This is a genomic window from uncultured Vibrio sp., assembly GCF_947488985.1.
Lineage (GTDB): Bacteria > Pseudomonadota > Gammaproteobacteria > Enterobacterales > Vibrionaceae > Vibrio.
Map to the genome: position 1 here is coordinate 1 of NZ_CANLBV010000067.1, position 21,518 is coordinate 21,518.

The window sequence follows — 21,518 nt, forward strand, 5'->3', positions numbered from 1 at the left end:
AAACTCTTCAATTTAAAGTTTTGATTACCTAAATTAATAGGTGTGACTCAACGAATACTGACTTCAAAACTAATATTCATGTAAACATGAACATGTAATTCTAAAGCTATTACCCCTCTCTTCTTAAATAAATAGGAACAGAATGGTAATGAATTGACTGTGCTCTTATTGGTTTTCACTTTTGAAAAAGTAAAACAAAACAGCTCAAGGCTGCACCCAATTTGAATTGGTCACTCAGTTCATTGAAATCAATTTTGTTACCGAAGTAACTGCTATTACGCTCTTTCGAAAAAGAACCAATAACGTTTTGATATTCATCAACGAGTGCCCACACAGATTGATAGGTTTAAATTGTTAAAGAGCTTCTCTTCGTTGTGACTCACATCACTGCGGAAGAGGCGACATTTTAGCGATTTAATCCTTAGTGTCAAACACTTTTTAGAATTAATTCCTACTTTTAAAAAGTAGAAGCGAATAATCGCTTAAAGCTAGTTGCCTTACTAACATTCTTCGCTGAGGCCTTGTGGCGTCTGCCGTGTCAGTGAGGCGGCATTATAGAGAAGTCGTTCACATTGGCAAGTGTTTATTAAAGAAAAATGCAAAAATAGAGCTTACACGATGAATTAACCATCAAAAGCTTATTTTTAAAAGTTTAACTACACAATACATACAAACTAACCACAGACTTATCCACAATCACTTTGATTTTGCCCCCTATAAACCAAAAAAGCTGCCTGATGGCAGCTTTTAAATTGCAATAAGTTTAAATACCAGAACCGTATTGCTCTCCATCATCCTCATGAAGACCACATTCTCGTTTTAAACCATTAAAACGGGTTTCTTCTTCAGTCATACCCGGCTTCCACTTTTCAGTGGTATGAGTATCTCCTACAGAAAGATATCCTTGTTCACGAAGTGGGTGATAACTGAGACCATGCTCTTCTAGGTAATAGTGAACATCTTTATTCGTCCAATCGATTACTGGTAAAAACTTAAACACACCATTTTGGATCGATAAGATCGGTAGATTAGCCCGTGATTGAGATTGCTCTCTTCTCAACCCTGAAAACCAAGTTCCGGCTTCGAGCTCATCCAAAGCTCTTCTCATTGGTTCGACTTTATTAAGCTTATTGTACTTCTCTATCCCTTCAAGACCCTGTTCCCAAAGTTTGCCATATTGCGCTTCTTGCCAATTAGGACTTTGATGTGAACGAAAGACTTGAAGGTTGAGCGTAAGCTTGTTGCTTAACTCATCGATGAAACGATACGTTTCTGGGAACAGATAGCCTGTGTCCGTCAGAATCACTGGAATATCAGGTTTGGCTTGAGTGACCAAATGCAGCATTAACGCCGCTTGAATTCCAAAACTAGACGAAACAACGTGTGTCCCTTCTAGATTATCTAGAGCCCATTTCACTCTCTCTAATGCGGTTAGCTGTTCCAACTCTCCATTGATTTGACCAAGACGAAGTATCTGCTCCGTCTTGGTCAAGGTGAGCAGTTCTGCTAACTTCAATTTCGAAGCGACAGAATTATGCATGCAGATCCCTCTTAGATACGATGACCTCTTCAATGATGCCTGCTCGAATCGTGAAATCTCCGAAGCCTTCACCTTGCTCTCTTTCTGATGCCCAACGCGCGACTAATGAGTCTATCTCTTCTAAGATCTGAGCCGATGTAATGTTCTCTTTATACATCTTAGGAATACGAGTACCGGCTTTGTTACCACCAAGATGCATGTTGTAGCGACCCGGAGCCTTACCCACTAATCCAATCTCAGCCAACATGGCTCGGCCACACCCATTCGGACAGCCTGTTATACGTAAGATAATGTTGTCGTCTTCTGGAAGACCATGCTTCTTCAGAATGCCTTCAACATCCGTGACAAATTCAGGAAGAAAACGTTCGGCTTCTGCCATTGCTAAAGGACAGGTTGGGAATGCAACACACGCCATTGAGTTTTTACGCTGCTCAGAAACGCTATCGTCCATCAATCCATATTGACGCGCTAAGCTCTCAATAACTTCTTTTTGATCTGCTGCCACACCCGCCACAATTAAGTTCTGGTTGGCTGTCATGCGGAAGTCACCTTGGTGGATCTTAGCGATTTCAGCAACGCCTGTTTTCAAGGCTTTACCCGGGAAATCAAGTAAACGACCGTTTTCAATGAACAGTGCTAAGTGGTGCTTACCATCAATACCTTTCGCCCAACCAATACGGTCACCACGGCCAGTAAACTCATAAGGACGACTTTCTGAGAACTCGACACCCGCACGTTTCTCGACTTCAGCTTTGAATACATCAATACCAACACGGTCTAGTGTGTATTTGGTTTTGGCATTCTTACGGTTTGAACGGTTACCCCAATCACGTTGAGTTGTGACTACCGCAGCTGCCACTTCTAACGTTTTCTCTAATGGTACAAAACCAAAGTCATCCGCTTTGCGTGCATAAGTCGAGGTATCACCATGGGTCATCGCCAGGCCACCACCGACTAATACGTTAAAGCCCACCAGTTTGCCGTCTTCAGCAATCGCAATAAAGTTAAGATCGTTGGCGTGAACATCCACATCATTTTGTGGCGGGATCACAACCGTCGTCTTGAATTTACGCGGCAGATAGTTGTTACCTAAAATAGGCTCATCATCTGTCGTTGCTAACTTTTCACCATCCAGCCAGATCTCTGCATACGCACGAGTTTTCGGTAATAAATGCTCACTGATCTTTTTTGCCCACTCGTAGGCTTCTTGGTGTAGCTCTGATTCAACCGGGTTAGTTGTACATAAAACATTTCGGTTTACGTCACCTGCGGTTGCGATGGAATCAATGCCAATACTATTAAGCGTTTGGTGCATTAACTTAATATTGGGCTTTAGGACACCGTGAAACTGAAACGTTTGGCGAGTCGTTAAACGAATTGAACCATAAGAAGTGCTTTCATCAGCAAACTTATCAATCGCTAACCACTGCTTAGGCGTGATAATACCGCCGGGCATACGTGCACGTAGCATCACGTTATGCAAAGGCTCTAGCTTTTGCTTAGCACGCTCGTTACGAATATCGCGGTCATCTTGTTGATACATGCCGTGGAAACGGATCAGCTGGAAGTTATCCGCTGTGAACCCCCCCGTGATACGGTCTTGAAGATCTTGCTCTATCGTGCCACGAAGATTGTTACTTTCACGCTTCAGACGCTCATTGTCAGCCAAAGGACCAAGCACTTCACCTAATACTTCTTGCTCTATTACTTGATTGCTCATTAGTACACATCCCTTTGGTAACGTTTCGCTTTACGTAAATCATTAATATATTGTTCGGCTTGCTCGCGGCTCTGGTTGCCCTGTTGTTCGGCTATCGTGACCAGCGCTTCATGCACGTCTTTCGCCATACGAGTCGCGTCGCCACACACATAGAAATACGCACCGTCTTGCAGCCATTGCCATACCTGCTCTGCTTGTTCGATTAGACGGTCTTGAACATAAACCTTCTCTTTTTGGTCACGGCTAAAGGCCACATCCAACTTAGTGAGCGCGCCAGACTTAAGGTACTTCTGCCATTCAACTTGATATAAGAAATCTTGAGTAAAGGTACGATCACCGAAGAATAACCAGCTTTGACCTTGCGCATCATTGTTTTCACGCTCTTGAACAAAGCTGCGGAATGGCGCAATACCGGTACCTGGGCCAACCATGATGATTGGTGTATTGTCGTCTTGTGGCAGCTTGAAGTTATTGTTGTTCTCAACAAACACCTTCACTTCTCCACCTTCTTCAAGGCGTTGAGCTAGGAAGCTAGAAGCTCCGCCTAAACGAGACTCCTCACCTTTTTGGTATTCAACAAGACCAACGGTTAGGTGCACTTCTTCATCCACTTCAGCTTGGCTTGATGCAATTGAATAGAGGCGTGGCGTTAACTTACGTAATAGACCTAACAACTCATCAGCCGATAGCTTGGTTTTCTTTTCAGCGAGTACATCGACGATTTGTGTATTGCCCGCATACTCACGTAGCTTGTCTTTATCTTCCACCAGCTTGAGTAGCTTCTTGCTGCCTGACAGCTCAGCAAACTTCGTTACCAACTGAGGATTGGAAGCGGTGATCTCAAACTTGCTGACCAGCGCACTATGGATAGAAAGGCTTTCTCCATCAACATCGACACTCTCAACGCCAGACAAACCCACCTTAGCCAAGATCTGATTAGCAAGCTCTGAACTGTTTTCGTACCACACACCCAACGCGTCACCCGGTTGGTAAGTGATGCCAGATTCATCCAGATCAATCTCAATATGACGCACATCTTTACCCGAATCACGACCCGTGATCTTTTGGCTGGTCAACAGCGTCGCAGTGTATGGGTTTTGTTTAGTGTATTGTGAGTGTCCTGCCGCAGCTTGGCCCACAGGTAATTGAACCACATCCGCTTCAGCGCCTGTCGATAGCGCTTCTTGAACCTGTGATAACGCGTTAGCGCGCCACTCGGTTGCCGACGCTTCGTAATCCACATCACAATCAAGGCGATCGATAAACGATTGAGCCCCAAGCTTAGCAAGGAAGGTATCGAAATCTTTAGCGGTTTGGCAGAAGAACTCATAACTTGAGTCCCCTAAACCAATCACACCGTATTGCAGGTTTGATAATTTTGGCGCTTTCTTCGATTGAAGGAATTCATGCAACTCAATCGCGTTGTCCGGGGCTTCCCCCTCACCATTGGTTGAAGCAACAAAAATGACGTGTGTCTCTTTGGCTAGGTTCTTGCCTTTGTAATCACTGGCATCGAACAGCTCGACCGCAATCCCCAAAGCTTTTGCCTCGGCTTCAAGTGATTCCGCCACGCCTTTCGCATTACCCGTTTGAGAAGCGAAGATAATGCTGAGCTTACCCGCAGGTTTCGCCACAACAGCAGCAGCCGCTTGAGCGATAGGCGCAACCGCACCGACAGGCTGAGCTTGGCTCACACCCCAAAGATAGCCACTGACCCATGCCAGTTGCTGAGAAGATAATTCAGAAACAGTGTGCTGAAGATGACCCAATTGTTGGTCATTAAGTGGTGCTGCTAGCCCAGGTAACTCATTCGCCCCAGACTGTGCATTATTATTTTGTGAAGACTCTTTCTTATTTAAAGACATGGTCACGACATCCCTAATCATTGCGTGACGATAGATTAACCACTCCTTTTAATAACAAGAAAGAATAGAAAAGTATGTTTTATAACTTTTTGGAAGTAAAAAACGATTGAATCATAAAATGCGCTATTGGTTTTCGATACGCACTTGCTGAAAGCCCACTGCCATTGCCGACTTAGAGGCGATGTCTAGGTCCGCATAATGGCACTCCTCGCCATGAACATCGGTAAGAAGAACAAAGCCACCGCCCATATGGCGAAACTCGACAACCCAAGACCCTCCTTGAATTGAGGGCTCTATCACCGCTTCAACCAACTGGTTTTCTCGATATAAATTTCTTAATTCATTGAGTGTCATATTCCATCCCTTGCTTTGACCTCATAACATAGACACTATAAGAATAGACGCTAATCCGCTCTATGTATAAGGATGACCGAAAGTGATGAAAGTGCTAACTCATTCCAGAAAGGTATAATCACGGGCATAAAAAACGCCACCGAATAACGTGACGTTCTGAGCTTTCGCTTAAGATACTAGGGCTTATTGATGCTGTTTAAGGTTCACCAGCAGTGCCATCAACAGTCACTTAGAAGCGCACGTACGCACCCGCAAACCAACCATCGACCATGACAAACTCTTTGCCAACCTCTGAAGAGAAGAAGGTTCTTGAATCCAGGTCGATTACACGATAGCCACCACGAAACGCAAGCTCAGTCTCGGCGATAGGAAGACGATACTGAACCCCTGCGATAAAATCGGTGCTCTTAATATCATTACTATCACCAAATTCTATCGTACCGATGATGTCGAATTGAGAATTAGGAATGTTGATCTCTGCATTACCGTAAAGACTCCAAGTCCATTCATCGAAATGGACTTGTGCGCCATTCGCTTGCGGCTCGATGTAATGAGAGTTCGAATACTGAGTAAAGGTCACGCCCGCGTCAAAGTTCATCAAATGATGATCAAACAGTGTGTAGTAGAGTGTGTAATCGTACTTATCAAAGGCCAATGAATCGCTATCGACCGAGGTATAACGGAAACTCGCATTAGGCAGTACAATGGCATTGTGCTCAAATGCCAAATACAACGAGGGTGAGTGAGCCTCACCACTCTGCCGCACTTCATTGAGCTTAGTACTTCCCCACCACATATCGGCACCGACGATAGCCGTGTAAGAAAACTCGTCTTCAGCAGACGCCACCGAACTTATAGATAGCATTCCCGCTAAGGCGACTAATGGCACTTGATTCATTGGATAGGATTCCCCTTTCGCATCATTGTGCTAATTGTATGCACACGATCGACTAATGGGCAAAAATTCCGCTTCACATATTAAGAATTTATCTCACACATTAAGACCTTACCTCGCATATTAATCAGTTATCTTGCACATTAAATACTTATCTCGCACATTAAATACTTACCTCGCATATTAAGGCTTAATGCCAAATCTCGGCTAAGCAGAGGCGTTATATCACCACCTGCTTAATAACGCCTTGGGTTAGAGCTGTGGACAAAATTTTTGAAAAACCATATGCCTAGAGCAATCACGATCAGCCAAGGTAGCAACTTAAACACAACGCTCATCATGCCTAACACCAGCATGACGACCAACGCCACGCCCGTTGCAGCTAATACCGTCATCAACGTAATTCCCGTGACAAGCAGTGTGGCAACGAAAATAAGAACAAAGATCAGTTCGAACATAGTTGTCTCCCTATTAAATTGATGACCTAACTCTCTTACTTTCCAACATTGCAGCTTCTATACCAAGTTGAATAAGACAGAAAAATCTTTATTAATCAAACAAATAAAAAGCCACGCATTCTCATGCATGGCTTTACAGATAACTAGCGGTGGTAAATTTAGCCTCTAATGGCGAATTTAGCCTAATACTTTCGGCGGCATAATTGCTCGGCAAGAGGCTTTCGACGACATAAGTTTAACCCTCACATCAAATCTAAACCTTAAAGCAGCTTAGACGTTAAGCTCTTTAGGGATCTTAGCCAGCGCCGTTTGCATCACTTCAATGCCTGCGCCTTTCTTATGCGCATTTTCACTGATGTAGCGACGCCACTGTCTTGCACCCGGCATGCTTTGGAATAAGCCAAGCATATGACGAGAGATGTGACCAAGGCTAGCTCCATTTGAAAGCTCACGTTCGATGTACGGGTACATCTCTTCAACCACTTGTGAGCGCTTCTTAATGGGTGTGTCTAACCCAAAGATCTGCTGATCGACCTCTGCCAGAATAAATGGGCTATGGTAAGCCTCACGCCCAATCATCACACCATCAAGGTGTTGCAAATGTTCTTTGGTTTGCTCAAGCGTGGTGACACCGCCATTCACGGCAATCACCAATTCTGGGAAATCTTTCTTGATTTGGTAAGCGCGATCATAATCCAGTGGTGGGATCTCACGATTCTCTTTTGGGCTCAGGCCGCTCAACCATGCTTTACGCGCATGAATAGTAAACTGCTCACACCCCGCCTTTTCCGATACCGTAGAAATAAACTGAGTCAGGAACTCATAAGAGTCTTGGTCATCGATACCAATACGCGTTTTCACCGTGATAGGCATATCGGTGACTTCTTTCATCGCCGACACACAATCTGCCACCAGCTCAGGCTCTGCCATTAAGCACGCACCAAAACGACCGTTTTGTACTCGGTCTGACGGGCAACCCACGTTCAAGTTGACTTCATTATAACCACGCTCACCAGCAAGCTTGGCACATGCCGCCAAATCAATCGGGTTTGAACCACCCAGTTGCAGCGCGATTGGGTGCTCTTGTTCACTGTATTCTAGAAAATCGCCCTTGCCATGTAAGATCGCGCCCGTTGTAACCATTTCCGTATACAGAAGCGTCTGCTGAGAAAGCAAACGGTGGAAGTAGCGACAGTGACGGTCAGTCCAGTCGAGCATTGGTGCAACCGAGAAGCGAGAAGATGGGTATTTCATTGGTAAGCCTTATATTATCAATGCCTTACCCATACCGACATTCCGGCTTATTTGTGGGTATTCTGGCTGATTCTGTCATATTGCGACATTCATTTGCCCCCTCAGGGGCAAAATTAGGGGGCAAAATCCCCCCTGAAAAATGGGCGAGGATTATACAAGGAAAAGTCTTTCACACCAACCTTCAGAGAATATTCCACAATCATAAAATTTATTTCAACTTTTTACTATTGGTTGGATTGTTTGTGTCGAATGTTCTTACCTCACAGCATGAGTTTACAACTCATGCGTAATTTTGGTAGCGCTGGAGGTACAGCAGTAATGGCATCAATTGAAATAACGCAAGTAAAAAACAAGAAAGGTATCCGTTTTAAGGCCCGTGTAAAAAACACGAAGAAAGGTGTAGTTGAAAAGAGTGAGGGTCGTACTTTTGATACTCGACCGCAAGCCGCTAGCTGGGCGAAGAAAAAGAAGGCTGAGTTTGAATACCTGCAAGACAACCCGCAAAGTATGGAACAAGAGCAACAAAAACTTGAACATGCCACCATCTCGACTCTTATCTATGAGTACCTCAACGATCCCGACAACCTAAGGAAATATGAAGGCAGTGACAAATACTACGTTCTACAGCGACTAGCTATTTCTGACTTAGGAACGATTTTCGCACATGAGATCACAGCTAAGGATCTTGAACGACACTGTAGGCAACGAATCAACTCTCCTACCTCACCCAGCCCATCAACGGTAATGACTGATGTGATTTACTTAAAAACAGTTATGGATGTCGCTGAGGAAGAGTTCGGCATAAAGGCTAATACTGACTACCATGACAAAGCGTATAAGAAGCTAGTAGACAAAGGGTTAATCGCTCGAAGTAAAGGGCGCACCCGTCGACCTACTAGCATGGAGCTTGATCGGATTATGGAGGAGCTGAAGAAAAGGGAAGTGCATCGTGCGGCACACATCCCCTACAGTTCAATTGTTCCATTTTCTATCCTTTCCTGCCTACGCATTGGGGAGCTATGCGATGTAAAACTCTCTGACTACGATGCTGACAAAAAGACACTGTTAGTTCGGGATAGAAAACACCCTACAAAAAAACTAGGAAATGATATGGCTCTCCCGCTTTGTAATGAGATGGTAAAGATCATCGAATCTCAGCCAAAAAGTGATGATGGAAGAATCTTTCCTTACAACTCAAGATCTGTAACGGCTGGGTGGCAGCGAGTAAGAAACAAGTTAGGGATAACAGATCTATGCTACCGTGATCTTAGAGCTGAAGGTGCATCTCGTTTACTTGAAAAAGGGTTGGATATAGCTATTGTCGCAAAAATCACGGGACACAAAGACTTCCGAATCCTTCAAGAACACTACAACCGAATCCAAGCCTCAGATATTAGTAAGATGCTAAATGAAATAAGATAATCTTAGCATTCAAAGTAAAGCGAGCTAGACAGCTCGCTTTTTTTATAAGAAAAATTTGCAACGCTCATTCAAAAGATCTAATCAATAGAGACTGCACATTAAGAGTGCGGAAAAAAACTAAAATTAGAACTATGAAACAAGGCGTAAATTTAAATGAAAAAGTTACAAATTCAGAACAACAAAACACATTGGAGCAATACGGAGACTTTATGTTTTCTCGCGGTTCCACAGGCTATGACTACCAAGCACAATGGTTGGTCAAGGACTACTTCCCTACTTTATCCTTTGGTGTAATCTATGGTGCAAGTGGCACACTGAAATCCTTTCAAGCAATTGATATTGCGTGTTCTATCGCAACAGATAAACCATGGTGTGATAGAAGTGTAGAACAAGGAGCGGTCGTATATGTAGCTGCAGAAGGGCAACTTAATATTTCTAAACGAATTAAAGCATGGGAACTTGCCAACAAACTAAAAGCTGACAACGTCTTTGTGCTTGGGAATAGCTTACAGTTGGCCGAAGATACACCTCAAGAGCAAATGATAACGGCGATACAACAACTTGAAGAGCGTGAGAATATCAAAGTGCAACTGGTCATTCTTGATACACTAGCACGTTGTTTTAGTGGTGATGAAAATTCATCTCGCGACATGGGCGCTTTCATCTCTGGTTGCGATAAAGTAAAAGCTGCTACCAGCACAAGTATCATGTGTGTACACCATACAGGAAAGGATGCCAGTAAAGGAGCTAGAGGAAGTAGTGTGTTGCGAGCTGCTTGTGACTATGAGTTTCACGTTAAACGCAGTGGACAATCTAAGTTACTCACCTTTAGCAACACTAAACAGAAAGATGGTACTGAAATGCCCTGTATGGAGTTTGAAATGGAAACTATTGACTTAGGTATTGTGTGCGACAGTCAAAGGCCCATAACCTCGTTAGCAAGAACAAAAGAAGCTGTAACAAAAACAGTTACAGTGAAACCCAAGAACGACCCTATTTTAGAAATACTGAATAGAGACTTCGCAGGTAAAGCCACAAGGGAGCAGTTACGCTCAATGCTGTATCCAACGGGTAAGATGACAGATGCCCAGAGAAAAAGCTTTAGCCGTTCAATTAAAACGCTTATTGAAAACAGACTCGTCTCCTTGGATCAGTCCTCAGCCAAAGCTTCAAATACTGACGTGATAACCGTCGTGCATTAAACCTGTGACATGTGACACACCGTATAGGTGTGTCACTTTGTCACAGTGAATGCACTATTCAAACCTTCAATCGCTTTTCGACTGAAATGGTACATTTTAGGTGGGAAGTGATTCCCACTCCATGCACAATACGAACCGCAAATGCCCTACCCCTTATACCCACTCAACATATCAAAGATTACCCGCGCAAATTGCTGAGTTTTTGTAGGGTCAGACAGAAGCTGCATCATCTGCTCTTGGTGAGCCTCATTACTTCCAAGAATCGCATCATCAATCGCTTGTGGGAAATCACCTAACATCGCCTGTTCACGCGTGTTATTGGCAATTTGGCTCATTACTGCTTCGTTCTCTGTGAGCTTGTCTCGAACAGTAAAAGCGTAATTGATCATATCTTTGTCTGACAAGTTATCAGTGATGAACACTTCATTTAGCTTATCGAGGATATGGGAAAGGAACTCTTCCTTCTTATCCTTGGCCTTAGCAGTACCGATGTCAGTACTTGGCTCAAGTTGGTAGTCAGGAGCATCTTCTTTGAGCTGTATATCTTGCTGGCGGATCTTAGATAAACGGTAGTGACTCATCACCACGTTATCTAAATCTAACTCATCTTCCTCAATAACCTTCTCACGCAACAGCGGGCGTAAGTGGCGCGCATACAAGCTCAGTTTTTCTAGCTCTTTATCATCGTAGTCAACGAGCTGAGACATAAACTCATAGAAACGGGTAAAGCTGCCGAGATCCTTCTTGAATATCTCAAGACGATCTTTTTCTTGCTTGCAGTCTTTGAAACTATTCTCTGCATTGGCAATAAGAACAGCGTCGCCTGTTTTCTTAGTGCGTTCAAACATCTCTTTAGCTTTAATATAAGCCTCTACCGCAGAGGTATAACGCTTTTGCCAACGCTCTTTGGCTGGGTGACAGATGTTGCTAATCGCAGCATTAGATTTGTTCTTGGTGAAGAAGGCTTCACAAAACTGTTCTACTTCAGACCATAAGAAGATGCCGCTGGTACGTAACTTCTCAAACAGATCAAACACCATACTAGGATCTGTCACATCTGCTAGCTCTGCTGTTTGATAATACGGTTGGAAAGAACCCAAAATCTCATCTGGCTCATTGTAAAAGTCTAAGACGAAGGTGCCTGTTTCTGCCTTACCCGGATAAGTACGGTTAAGACGAGAAAGTGTTTGAACACACTCAACGCCGCCGAGCTTCTTATCAACATACATAGCGCATAGCTTAGGTTGGTCAAAGCCAGTTTGGAACTTGTTCGCGACAAGCATTACCTGATAGTCATCACTATCGAAGGCTTTACGCATATCCCGACCTTTTAAGTCTGGGTTCATGCTCTTTTCAGTGAATTTCTGATCAATATAAGCAAAGCTATCAGGATCGTTAGCGTTGAATTCGACTTCACCAGAAAAGGCCACCATAGCGCGAATCGCATCATAGCCCGCCTTCTTCTCTGCTAGTGCATCCGCCACATACTTATCAAAAGCCAATTTGTAACGTACCGCTTCTTTACGAGAGCTAGTAACCACCATCGCTTTAGCCTGACCACCTAATAAGCCCATGACGTTATCTTTGAAGTGCTCAACAATCACTTTGACCTTTTGTGAGATGTTGTGATCGTGTAGGCGTACCCACTGGTTCAACTTCACCTTGGCTTTTTTGCTGTCGACTTCTTTGTCAGCGGCGTCCACCTTCTGCGCTAATTGATACATCACCTTATAGTTAGTGTAATTTTTTAGCACATCCAGAATAAAGCCTTCTTCAATGGCTTGGCGCATTGAATACACATGATACGCTTCTGGCTTATTCTGCTTAGATGGCGCAAGTTCAGGCTTAGGTAAACGCCCAAATAGCTCCATGGTCTTTGGTTTAGGGGTTGCAGTGAACGCATAGTAGTTGAGGTTGGCACTACCTTTACGTGCAGCAATGGTCGCATCCAAAATATCTTCCGACGATAACTCAACATCATCATCGGCTTCTTCTGTCATCAATACTTCTTTTAACTGACGAGCAGTAGAACCACTTTGTGATGAGTGCGCTTCATCCGCGATTACAGCATAGCTGCGTTCTTTCAAGCTGGTACTGTTCTCTATCGCACGTAACACAAACGGGAAGGTTTGAATGGTCACTATGATAATAGGTTGCGAGTTCTCTAACGCTGAAGCCAACTTCTCAGATTTAGAACCGTCACCCTCTTTGTTATTAATCCGCCCTACCACACCATCGGCATGTTCAAATTGGTAGATGGTATCTTGCAATTGATCATCAAGAACGGTTCGGTCAGTAACGACAATGACAGAATGAAACTGCTTGTTGCCTTCAGCATCATAGAGCGTAGAAAGCTGATGCGCAGTCCATGCAATAGAGTTCGACTTACCCGAGCCAGCACTATGCTGTACAAGATATTTGTTACCAGTGCCTTCTTCAATGGCGGCGTCAATGAGCTTAGTTACTACATCCCATTGGTGATAACGTGGGAAAATAAGCGTTTCTTTCTTAGATTTACGCCCCTCCCAATCTTCTTTCTCTTCAATTTGAAGATGGACAAAGCGACCGATGATATTTAATAGGTTGTCAGGGACTAATACTTCATTCCACAGATAATCCGTGGCATAACAGTTCTCATCTTTAGGTACATCGTTACCCGCACCGCCTTCTTTAGTACCTTTATTGAAAGGAAGGAAGAAGGTGTCTTCCCCTGCCAGTTTGGTTGCCATGTAGACTTCATACTGACTCACAGCGAAATGTACCAAAGCCCCTCGTTTAAAGGTCAATAGTGGCTCAGGCTTCTTGGTCGCAGGGTCTTTCGATAGGCGCGTACGTTTGTACTGCTTAATCGCGTTCTCTACCGCTTGCTTGAACTCTGATTTCAGTTCAAGCGTTGATACTGGCAAACCATTGACGAAGAGAACAAGATCAATACGCCATGCCTTGGCTTTTTTGCCTGTCGCCTCCAAATGCTCTTTAGTGGCATAGGGGCTATAAACAAGCTCAGGTACGATACGGCAGATATTCTTCTCATAGCGCGCTAAGGTTTCAGGGTTTAGGTTATGCTCAGGTTTAAACTGGCATAGCGAAAAACGCGCATTACGAATCTTCAAGCCATGACGCAGAACACCCAAAGTACCAAAGCTGCGTGAGGCTTGGTCGGTGGCATTCACATCGGCTTTTTTTAGCTGAACAACCAACGCTTCAATAAAGTGACGGTCAGATTCATTCGGGTAAACCTTACAGAACTTCTCCCACTCTTTTGGTTGAGTTTCTTTTACGAAGTTCAGCACATCTTGTTCATACAGTGCCGATTCACGGTTATAGCCTTCTGGTTTACCCTCTTCCCAACCATTTGCCACCATTTGGCAAATGATGTCATCTTGGAAGATACGTTCTTGAGTTGAATCAAGCATGATTGTCCCCTAAGTTAAACCACCATTCTGAAACAAGGTTAGTGAAATGAGAAAAAACAAGAAGAACCCCATCATATGAAACACACCCAACAGCAAATAGTGCAATAAAGTATGGTGCATATAAATCAAGTGATGCTCTATATCTTATTTGAGCATCCCACCATGTTTGATAAATAATCATTAGTGCTTTTAATGAATGAATAAACGCTATAGGACTAGCCAACTGAACAATATAAACCCTCTGGTTTTCATCTCTATCAGTACTACTATGGTTGTACAAGTCATACTCTATCTGTGAGTTAAAAAACCAATTTGGATGGATACGAGTTGTCAGCGTCAAGTCCCCATCATTAGCAATACCCGGATCATCAGGACTCAAGTTCGCTGGAGCCACATCAACAACAAAACCTGAAACTTCAAAGGGAGGTTCGTTAGGAGGTGCTGGTCTCTCAAAAAAGTGATGTTTTAGAACCCTTGAAGTCCAATCATTTCGTATAACTGCCTGATACTGTGCAGCATAAGCATGATAGCGAATAAGCAAAAAGCCGACAGAGAGAAGCAACAGAGTCATGACACCATCCATATTTTCAAATGACAATTTGAAAATAAAGGTGTTGACCTCCTCCAATTGAGCCTTGGTTAAAAAACTAGCTAGAACCAGCATAGATATAATAACCAACAGCCGCCTTTTTTGTGCTAACGGCTTATCCTCTAAAATCGTGCTACTCAGTTCATTTGGTGTCATTACTTACTCCATCAAAATCACGCACATCGATCTTTCCGGTAACAGCGGCTGAGATTAGGGCGGTACGACGCTCTCGCAGTAAACTAACTTGCTTATTAGCTTGAATTTCAAGTTCTTGGAACTTCACCAATTTAGACTGAACATACTCAACAATCTCGATTTGCTCATCAATCTGTGGGAATACACCAAATACCTTTAACAGGTTCTGTATAGACAAACGGCGTAAAGCTGCTCCCTTAACAAAGCTCTCTACCTGCTCTTTGACAAGAGAGCTTTGAAGAATGAAGTCCAAAAATTCGGGGGTAACTTTTGCTCTGTCAGGACGGATTATGATCAAAGAGGAAGCCACAACAAAATCAATTTGAGAAGGTGTTATAGCCGTTTGACCGATAGTCCCATCCTTACTGAATAACACGTCACCTTCAAATGGCATACAGCCTGTTTTTACAAGGTATTGATAGCTTGAAGGAGACGTTAATAGAGCACCATCAAAATTGATAACACCATCTTTAATATCACGAATAGATACAAAGTAGTGTTCACCACCATTTGTCTCAGGTGATATATGAGCACCATCCGTTACTTCCGAACATTTGTATTTGAATAGGCAAACATCCCAATGTTCAGGCACCTCACCCAACCACTCCACACCAGAATCTTTCATTGGTGTTTGTGGGTTTAAGCCTTTAGTCACTGCATGACTGATCACCGCTTGGCGCTTTTCTTTTAGCAACTTGATAAGTTGCTGCTGCTTGTCGATTAGAGCATCGATTTTGGCTGTTTCGTGATCGAGGAAGTTAGCGATTTGAACTTGCTCTTCCAAAGGTGGATAGCAAACACTCAAGTTTTCTAAAGTACCCATTCCAATATTTTGCTGGGTGCCAAACGTCCAACTCAACTGTACTGACTTCTGAAAGTAATCTGAACGCAGGCTATTGAGCAAGAAGTATGGGTTGTAACTGCTTTTACACCTCATAACTGCTAGCGGAGACCAGATATTAAAATGTTTATCCGTCTCCACAATCGCAGTTATGCCTGTCGTTGCCCCTGATTTGATCATATAGACATCATGTTTTTGAGGACTATATTTCTGACTAAAAAAGGCATCATCTTCTTTAGAGATAAAGCCTCTGATTTTTCCAAAATCAATATAGCCGCCAGAAACAGCTTCTGCCGACACAAATGGAATACCTTCATCGAGGAATACTGGTGTTGAGTGGGGCCCATCAGTAATTGGAGTAGAGAGCACATGCTTTAACAATGTCACTTCCCAATGCGATGGTATTGAATCTAGCCACTTACTTCCTGATTCTTTGTAATCAGGATAAGCATGATATTTACCCATTACGAATGCACCTCTTGCAGTAGCTTCATAATGTCCTTGCTCACGGCATCCAAGTCTTCATCAATTTCTTCTAGCTCACGTGGTGGCTGGTAGACATAGAAATGGCGATTAAATGGAATCTCATAACCTACGACACCAATTTCACTGTCTTTTTCATCGCGCTTGTCTGCATTAATCCATGCGTCAGGTACATGAGGTGCTACTTCTTTATTAAAGTAGCTCTCAATCAGAGTTGAAGTGCTTAGGCTAGAGTCAAGTGGTACATTTTCATTATCACGCAGGTCACCATCCTGTTGGAATTCAACCACTTTACCTTTGTATTCAAACGCGCCATACAATGGTTGAGCATCTTCTTTTAGTGCCTTTTTAACCACTGGTTCAGCCTCTTGATTTTTCCACGTTACCGCATCAAGGAACTGCTTTTTCTCTTTGGCATCCAATTTAATACCAGTGTTTTTAAACGCGCCTTTCAGAGTGAGTTCAAACTGATTGAAATCATCAGACTGGTGCGCTTTACCACCAAAAGATTGACCAATTTCAGCTTGTAGCTGCTGGGCTTTTTCCATTAAAGACTTTTGGAATAGCCAAATCTTGCTATCCAAGAGATCTTTAATTTGTTTTTCTTTTAGCTCTGGGAAATCCGCTTTAATTAATGCACGAACCTCAGTTTCAACATGACCTAACAGGCCATATGCATCTTCAGTCCACTCGGAACCAAACTTCTCATACATCGCAGGCATAACGGTATTGAATGGCTTAGGAGCAAAGCGGAGAGTATTGATTCGCTCATCCGTTAGTTGTGTAGATAAACGTAATGGACGCTCAATCGTTAGGCGGCGATAACCAAACTCGTGGGTACTGAAAATCTTGCTGGCGAAAGTTTTAGGCGCTTCCGTTTTTGGTGTCGCTGACTGACGTCCACGGTTAGACTTTTGCTCTGCTGGCTTATCAAGCTCGCGAGCGTCAACCACTTCAAAGTCACCAAAACTACGCGTAATGGTTTTAATGTCATCTTCACTCATTACGTTACGCTTAGAGCCTAGCGACTTACGCATCTTTCCACACAGGTTAGAGCCATCAATTAATTGAACTTTGCCTTTACGTTCTGAGACTTTCTTGTTGCTTAGCACCCATACGTACGTTGCAATACCTGTGTTATAGAACATGTCGGTTGGTAGCGCGACGATAGCTTCAAGTAAGTCAGCTTCAAGGATGTAGCGACGAATCTCACTTTCACCACTACCAGCACCACCCGTAAACAGTGGTGAGCCATTGAGAATGATGCCGACACGACCACCATCAGTAACGCTGCCGTCAACAGCATGAGTGTCACGCATTTTGCTGATCAGGTGCATCAAGAAAAGTAGAGAGCCATCAGACACACGAGGTAAGCCCGCACCAAAACGACCATCGAAACCTTTTAAGGTATGCTCATCTTTGATTTCACCTTCAATCTTCTTCCAATCAACACCAAACGGAGGGTTAGATAGCATGTAGTCAAATTGGTCGGCTGGCAGTTGGTCATTGGAGAGAGTGTTACCTAGTTTGATATTTTTAACTTCCTGCCCTTTGATCAGCATGTCGGCTTTACAGATAGCATAGGACTCAGGATTTAGCTCTTGACCAAAGGCAACCATTCGAGCGCTAGGGTTCATTTCATAAACATATTCCATGCCAGAAGATAAGAAACCACCAGTCCCCGCAGTTGGGTCATAAATGGTCCGAATGGCACCCTCTTTTGAATATCCTTCATCTCCTGTAAACACTAAAGAAGTAGTTAATTCGACGATATCACGAGGGGTAAAGTGTTCACCTGCCGTTTCATTTGAGCTTTCAGCAAAGCGGCGAATCAACTCTTCAAAAACTAAACCCATGTCGTGGTTAGAAATGGCTTTTGGAGAAAGATCAATTTTCTTTTTATTGGTAAAGGTTTGTACTACTTTAAAGAGCAAGTTAGCGTCATCTAACAAACCAATAAACTCATTAAAATTGAAATGTTCAAAAATCTCTCGAGCATCCGCAGAAAAGCATTGAAGGTAATTCTCTAAATTCTCCCTGATCTGGCCCTGCCCTACTTTGCTAAGGTTCATTGGTGAAGTATTGAAGAATGACAAACCATTGGTCGCTCGAAGCAACATTTTTTCACGCTGTGCTTCATCTAGCGGATCTTTACCTGCTTTCACTAAGTTGTCGCTAATTGCATCTACCTTAGGAACCTGCGCAATCACAGCGTCTTTACTCTCTTCCAGCACACACTCGAGGCGACGAAGAAGAGTGAAAGGCAAGATAACACGCCCGTATTGAGATTGTTTGAAGTCGCCGCGAAGCAGGTCAGCTACCGACCAGATGAAGGCTGCGGTTTGGGAAAAGTTGTTGTTAGTCATGAAAGAGAAAATCCCGAAGTTGCAATACGCATAATTCAGGGGATTATATCTAAATAACGTTTAACTGTCTGATAGGTCGCACACTATTTCATATCAAGTAAAGTAGCGGATTGTGGTACCTTACTATCACTTGAGGTGAAGCCTGTACCTACAGGAGCAATCATCATTAACCTCCTGACAAGGTCTTTAATTATTGCTGCCGACTTATCTCCAATCTCTGAGTTGTAATCGTCTGAATTAGTATTACTGACGACCTCTAAAACGATCTGATCTAGCAGACATAGAGCTTGCAGGTTGATATTAAGTACTCTGACTAGCCACTTGTAGCGTTCAGACTTTAATTCAATATCCTCTACGGTAATAAACCCTGATTTTTTACAATGGTTAATCACCTTAGCTTCAATGGCTTTATTGATTAGTTCATCAGTGGATATGGCAGGAATTAGGCACTTTTCTAGATGAGATAACTCATTTCCGACATTTTTCATAAAGATCTTTTGTATTGAGCGTAATAACTCTGAATACAAATAGCAAATACCTTGGGGGCGTTGAGAGGGGGTACCCCAATCTCACCAGTGACAACCAACAAATGCGTAGCATATGGGGTTGTACTATCTGGAATACCTGACTCAGTATGATGTTGATGATTAGTTGTTTGCAATCAATAACTAATATTTAATATGCTTAAATTAAAGCATGTTAAAAAATTGGATAGTCACAACTGAACCCGTGAAAAATGGCACTAATGGCATTATGGCTAGAGAGCGTTATCTGCTCGCAGGAAACCACCCAAACCACCGAAATACAGAGTCGATCATATCACTCATAGGCGATGCAAAAACATCACAGAGAATAGCTCTAGCAGGAGAGCAATTTAGAGTGCGGCAACATCTAAATCGTCAGGGGGGTAGACCACTATCCAGCTATGCAATGGAATACTGTTTGACACTCCCCAAGGGCTATCTACCAACAGAAAAGCAGTGGAAGTTAATCTTGAGCGACTGCTGCGGCACTCTTGCTCAGTTATGCGAGTTACAGCCACAAGAAATAAGACAATTTAAATCACAAATCAGAGCTGTACTGCACAGACAAAATCAAGACACTAAGCATGGGGCTGGCGATCATGTACACCTTTTGATCGGTAAAATCGTTGGAAAAAGGGTGCTAAAAGCTCTCCAACAAAAAAAAGGCACTAAGGTGCTCAAAACTGCTTTTAATGCAGCTGTATTAAAACACGTTGGCATAGATCATAAAAAGTACACTCCCTACGAAATGGGGCGAAGTAAACGCCTAGAAACATGGCGTTATCAGCAGCAAAAAGCAGAAGAATCGCTTCACATTGAAAAAGTTGTTTTAAGGATGCAGAAACAAGCAGAAAAATGGTTTGAGGCAAATGATCATAATAATCAACGGCAAGCTAACCGCCAGCTAAATCGTCTGATTAAGACATTTGATGAGCTATCAGAATTAGCTGTACCTGAAAATTACGCAGTGGAAATAGATGAATTGAAATACCGAATTTCAACAAAAAAGCCCCTTTAAAAGGGGCTAATAGGTTCTAACTTTTACATATTAGTGCAAATTGTAAAAGTTAAAATCCACACCAAATAACGCCTCCATCCACTCAGAAATATCTTCCAAACACTCAAAAGCCCCAATATCACCTTCTTCATGAGCTTTGATTAATTCCACTCTCAGGCGAGAAATAAGATACTCTCCGGTCTCAACAGGCAACATACCACCTAGCATGGCGCAATGTACAACCTCGTTCAGATGGCTAGCAAATGTCGATAAGTCACGCTCGTCCTCCATACACAAATCTCCACTATTCACCATAGTTAATAAGTGCTCCGTAAATCCATGTATCATCTCAGCATGAAAGTCCACATATTTAAGGTGATGATCGCGTAGAGTCTGCATCTGCTCAAAACTTTGTCTTTTAATATCTGTTTTCATTAGTTTTTTATCTCTTAATTGAATTAACTGGTGAAGATACTATCAGATTAAAATAAAACCAAAAAGTGACGAGGATCACAAATACAACCCTGAAACTAAAAATAATTTGACTTTTTAGAAAAGTACGCAATATTGGCAATCATGGTACTATAGTTAATTACCTCTTTAGTCGTAAAAAAGAGATAAATACTGGAGAAAATAGCTCCTCGATATCATGAAACTGAGTAAGTTCAATAAACAACATAAAGCCAGAAAACTCAAACATCGTCATTTCATGTATTAACCCACGTAGATTTACGGCACTAACCATATCGTCTCGTGAGAAGTTCAAAGCCAATTGAACAAAATAAGGGCTGTGCGCCAATCCGCGAACGAAATCCTCCAGAATGGTCTTATCATCGCCGGGTAGGACGAACGTTTGATTGAGAATCGTCATATTTCCAAGATTCATACTATTGCCCTCCGCCATGCTGTACGAGCCGCAGAACTACGTTCATCGATATAAACAGCTAAATCATCAAGATTGACATACCAAGGTGATTTTTGACTCAAACCTAGTCTAAAGGCTGGAAAAGGGAGTTCATTTAAGCGTGCTTTACGTTGAGCTGTACTGAAAGATATATCTAGAAATTCCTCTGTAATCTCGGCAAGCGGGATACACGGTTTCATTCCAAAGACACCAGCTAACATACTTTTAGTTGATAGAAGGTTGCTAGTGTTGCGGGTATTGCGTTCTGCCATTTTGACCTCTGAGTATATGACGTGAACGTATAAGCAAAATTGCTCATACCCATAGCTATTACAAACTTTTGAGCAAGAATCCAAATTTCTTTTGAAAAAAAGTCGTTTTTTTTTGTGGGGGCAATAATATAAGGTTTGAAGGTAGCGGCGTTTTTCAAGGTAGTTGTCATCATTTGCTTACTTATTAAGCAGCTTCTCTTTCTGGGTTTAGGTGTACTTCA

The 21,518-nt window shown here is 42.8% G+C and carries 18 protein-coding genes; 3 read left to right on the forward strand and 15 right to left on the reverse strand.

The window, feature by feature from the left end; translation table 11 throughout:
• Positions 1-763: 763 nt before the first annotated feature.
• The 7 genes from Q1A70_RS13935 to dusA form a co-directional block, all read right to left on the reverse strand.
• Positions 764-1,540 (reverse strand): phosphoadenylyl-sulfate reductase, encoded by a 777-nt coding sequence (locus tag Q1A70_RS13935; RefSeq protein WP_299692556.1) that lies wholly within the window; start codon positions 1,538-1,540, stop codon positions 764-766.
• Entirely contained in the window at positions 1,533-3,260 is a 1,728-nt protein-coding gene (gene cysI / locus Q1A70_RS13940; RefSeq protein WP_299692559.1) for an assimilatory sulfite reductase (NADPH) hemoprotein subunit, read from the reverse strand. Before cysI ends, Q1A70_RS13935 begins: the two co-directional genes overlap by 8 nt.
• Complete coding sequence (locus Q1A70_RS13945; RefSeq protein WP_299692562.1) at positions 3,260-5,125, reverse strand: assimilatory sulfite reductase (NADPH) flavoprotein subunit; 1,866 nt, start codon at positions 5,123-5,125, stop codon at positions 3,260-3,262. Before Q1A70_RS13945 ends, cysI begins: the two co-directional genes overlap by 1 nt.
• A gap of 123 nt (positions 5,126-5,248) precedes the next feature.
• Positions 5,249-5,479 (reverse strand): hypothetical protein, encoded by a 231-nt coding sequence (locus Q1A70_RS13950; RefSeq protein ID WP_299692565.1) that lies wholly within the window; start codon positions 5,477-5,479, stop codon positions 5,249-5,251.
• Between the two features lie 229 nt (positions 5,480-5,708).
• Complete coding sequence (locus Q1A70_RS13955; protein WP_299692568.1) at positions 5,709-6,377, reverse strand: TIGR04219 family outer membrane beta-barrel protein; 669 nt, start codon at positions 6,375-6,377, stop codon at positions 5,709-5,711.
• Between the two features lie 233 nt (positions 6,378-6,610).
• A complete protein-coding gene (gene pspG / locus Q1A70_RS13960) occupies positions 6,611-6,832 on the reverse strand; it encodes an envelope stress response protein PspG (RefSeq protein ID WP_299692571.1) in 222 nt (73 codons plus the stop codon).
• 270 nt (positions 6,833-7,102) lie between these two features.
• Positions 7,103-8,086, reverse strand: a complete 984-nt coding sequence (dusA, locus tag Q1A70_RS13965) for a tRNA dihydrouridine(20/20a) synthase DusA (RefSeq protein WP_299692574.1) — start codon at positions 8,084-8,086, stop codon at positions 7,103-7,105.
• Between the two features lie 318 nt (positions 8,087-8,404).
• On the opposite strand from dusA, the gene Q1A70_RS13970 reads away from it, so the two are divergent.
• Together Q1A70_RS13970 and Q1A70_RS13975 are read left to right on the forward strand one after the other, a co-directional pair.
• Positions 8,405-9,508: a site-specific integrase gene (locus tag Q1A70_RS13970; RefSeq protein ID WP_299692577.1), complete on the forward strand. Its 1,104-nt coding sequence runs from the start codon at positions 8,405-8,407 to the stop codon at positions 9,506-9,508.
• Positions 9,509-9,639: 131 nt separating this feature from the next.
• Positions 9,640-10,710: a helicase RepA family protein gene (locus Q1A70_RS13975; protein ID WP_299692580.1), complete on the forward strand. Its 1,071-nt coding sequence runs from the start codon at positions 9,640-9,642 to the stop codon at positions 10,708-10,710.
• 146 nt (positions 10,711-10,856) lie between these two features.
• Here Q1A70_RS13975 and Q1A70_RS13980 read toward each other — a convergent pair whose 3' ends face one another.
• The 5 genes from Q1A70_RS13980 to Q1A70_RS14000 all read right to left on the reverse strand — a co-directional run bounded on the left by Q1A70_RS13980 (position 10,857) and on the right by Q1A70_RS14000 (position 19,088).
• Positions 10,857-14,126, reverse strand: coding sequence for a DEAD/DEAH box helicase family protein (locus tag Q1A70_RS13980; protein ID WP_299692583.1), 3,270 nt, complete (start codon positions 14,124-14,126; stop codon positions 10,857-10,859).
• The gene (locus Q1A70_RS13985) at positions 14,119-14,871 is read right to left on the reverse strand and encodes a hypothetical protein (protein ID WP_299692586.1); all 753 of its coding nucleotides are present in this window, start codon (positions 14,869-14,871) and stop codon (positions 14,119-14,121) included. Before Q1A70_RS13985 ends, Q1A70_RS13980 begins: the two co-directional genes overlap by 8 nt.
• A complete protein-coding gene (locus Q1A70_RS13990) occupies positions 14,858-16,216 on the reverse strand; it encodes a restriction endonuclease subunit S (protein WP_299692589.1) in 1,359 nt (452 codons plus the stop codon). The genes Q1A70_RS13985 and Q1A70_RS13990 overlap by 14 nt, the downstream gene beginning before the upstream one ends.
• The gene (locus tag Q1A70_RS13995; protein WP_299692592.1) at positions 16,216-18,600 is read right to left on the reverse strand and encodes a class I SAM-dependent DNA methyltransferase; all 2,385 of its coding nucleotides are present in this window, start codon (positions 18,598-18,600) and stop codon (positions 16,216-16,218) included. Before Q1A70_RS13995 ends, Q1A70_RS13990 begins: the two co-directional genes overlap by 1 nt.
• An 83-nt stretch (positions 18,601-18,683) precedes the next feature.
• Positions 18,684-19,088: a hypothetical protein gene (locus tag Q1A70_RS14000; protein ID WP_299692595.1), complete on the reverse strand. Its 405-nt coding sequence runs from the start codon at positions 19,086-19,088 to the stop codon at positions 18,684-18,686.
• A gap of 208 nt (positions 19,089-19,296) precedes the next feature.
• Between Q1A70_RS14000 and Q1A70_RS14005 the strand changes: the two genes are divergently transcribed.
• On the forward strand, positions 19,297-20,142 hold the full coding sequence (locus tag Q1A70_RS14005; RefSeq protein ID WP_299692598.1) for a hypothetical protein: 846 nt from the start codon (positions 19,297-19,299) through the stop codon (positions 20,140-20,142).
• A gap of 30 nt (positions 20,143-20,172) precedes the next feature.
• Here Q1A70_RS14005 and Q1A70_RS14010 read toward each other — a convergent pair whose 3' ends face one another.
• The 3 genes from Q1A70_RS14010 to Q1A70_RS14020 form a co-directional block, all read right to left on the reverse strand.
• Complete coding sequence (locus Q1A70_RS14010) at positions 20,173-20,556, reverse strand: hypothetical protein (protein WP_299692601.1); 384 nt, start codon at positions 20,554-20,556, stop codon at positions 20,173-20,175.
• 157 nt (positions 20,557-20,713) lie between these two features.
• Positions 20,714-21,007 carry a hypothetical protein gene (locus tag Q1A70_RS14015; RefSeq protein WP_299692604.1) on the reverse strand — a complete coding sequence of 98 codons (294 nt, stop codon included), beginning with the start codon at positions 21,005-21,007 and terminating at the stop codon, positions 20,714-20,716.
• Complete coding sequence (locus Q1A70_RS14020; protein ID WP_299692606.1) at positions 21,004-21,297, reverse strand: pyocin activator PrtN family protein; 294 nt, start codon at positions 21,295-21,297, stop codon at positions 21,004-21,006. The genes Q1A70_RS14015 and Q1A70_RS14020 overlap by 4 nt, the downstream gene beginning before the upstream one ends.
• Positions 21,298-21,518: the final 221 nt, after the last annotated feature.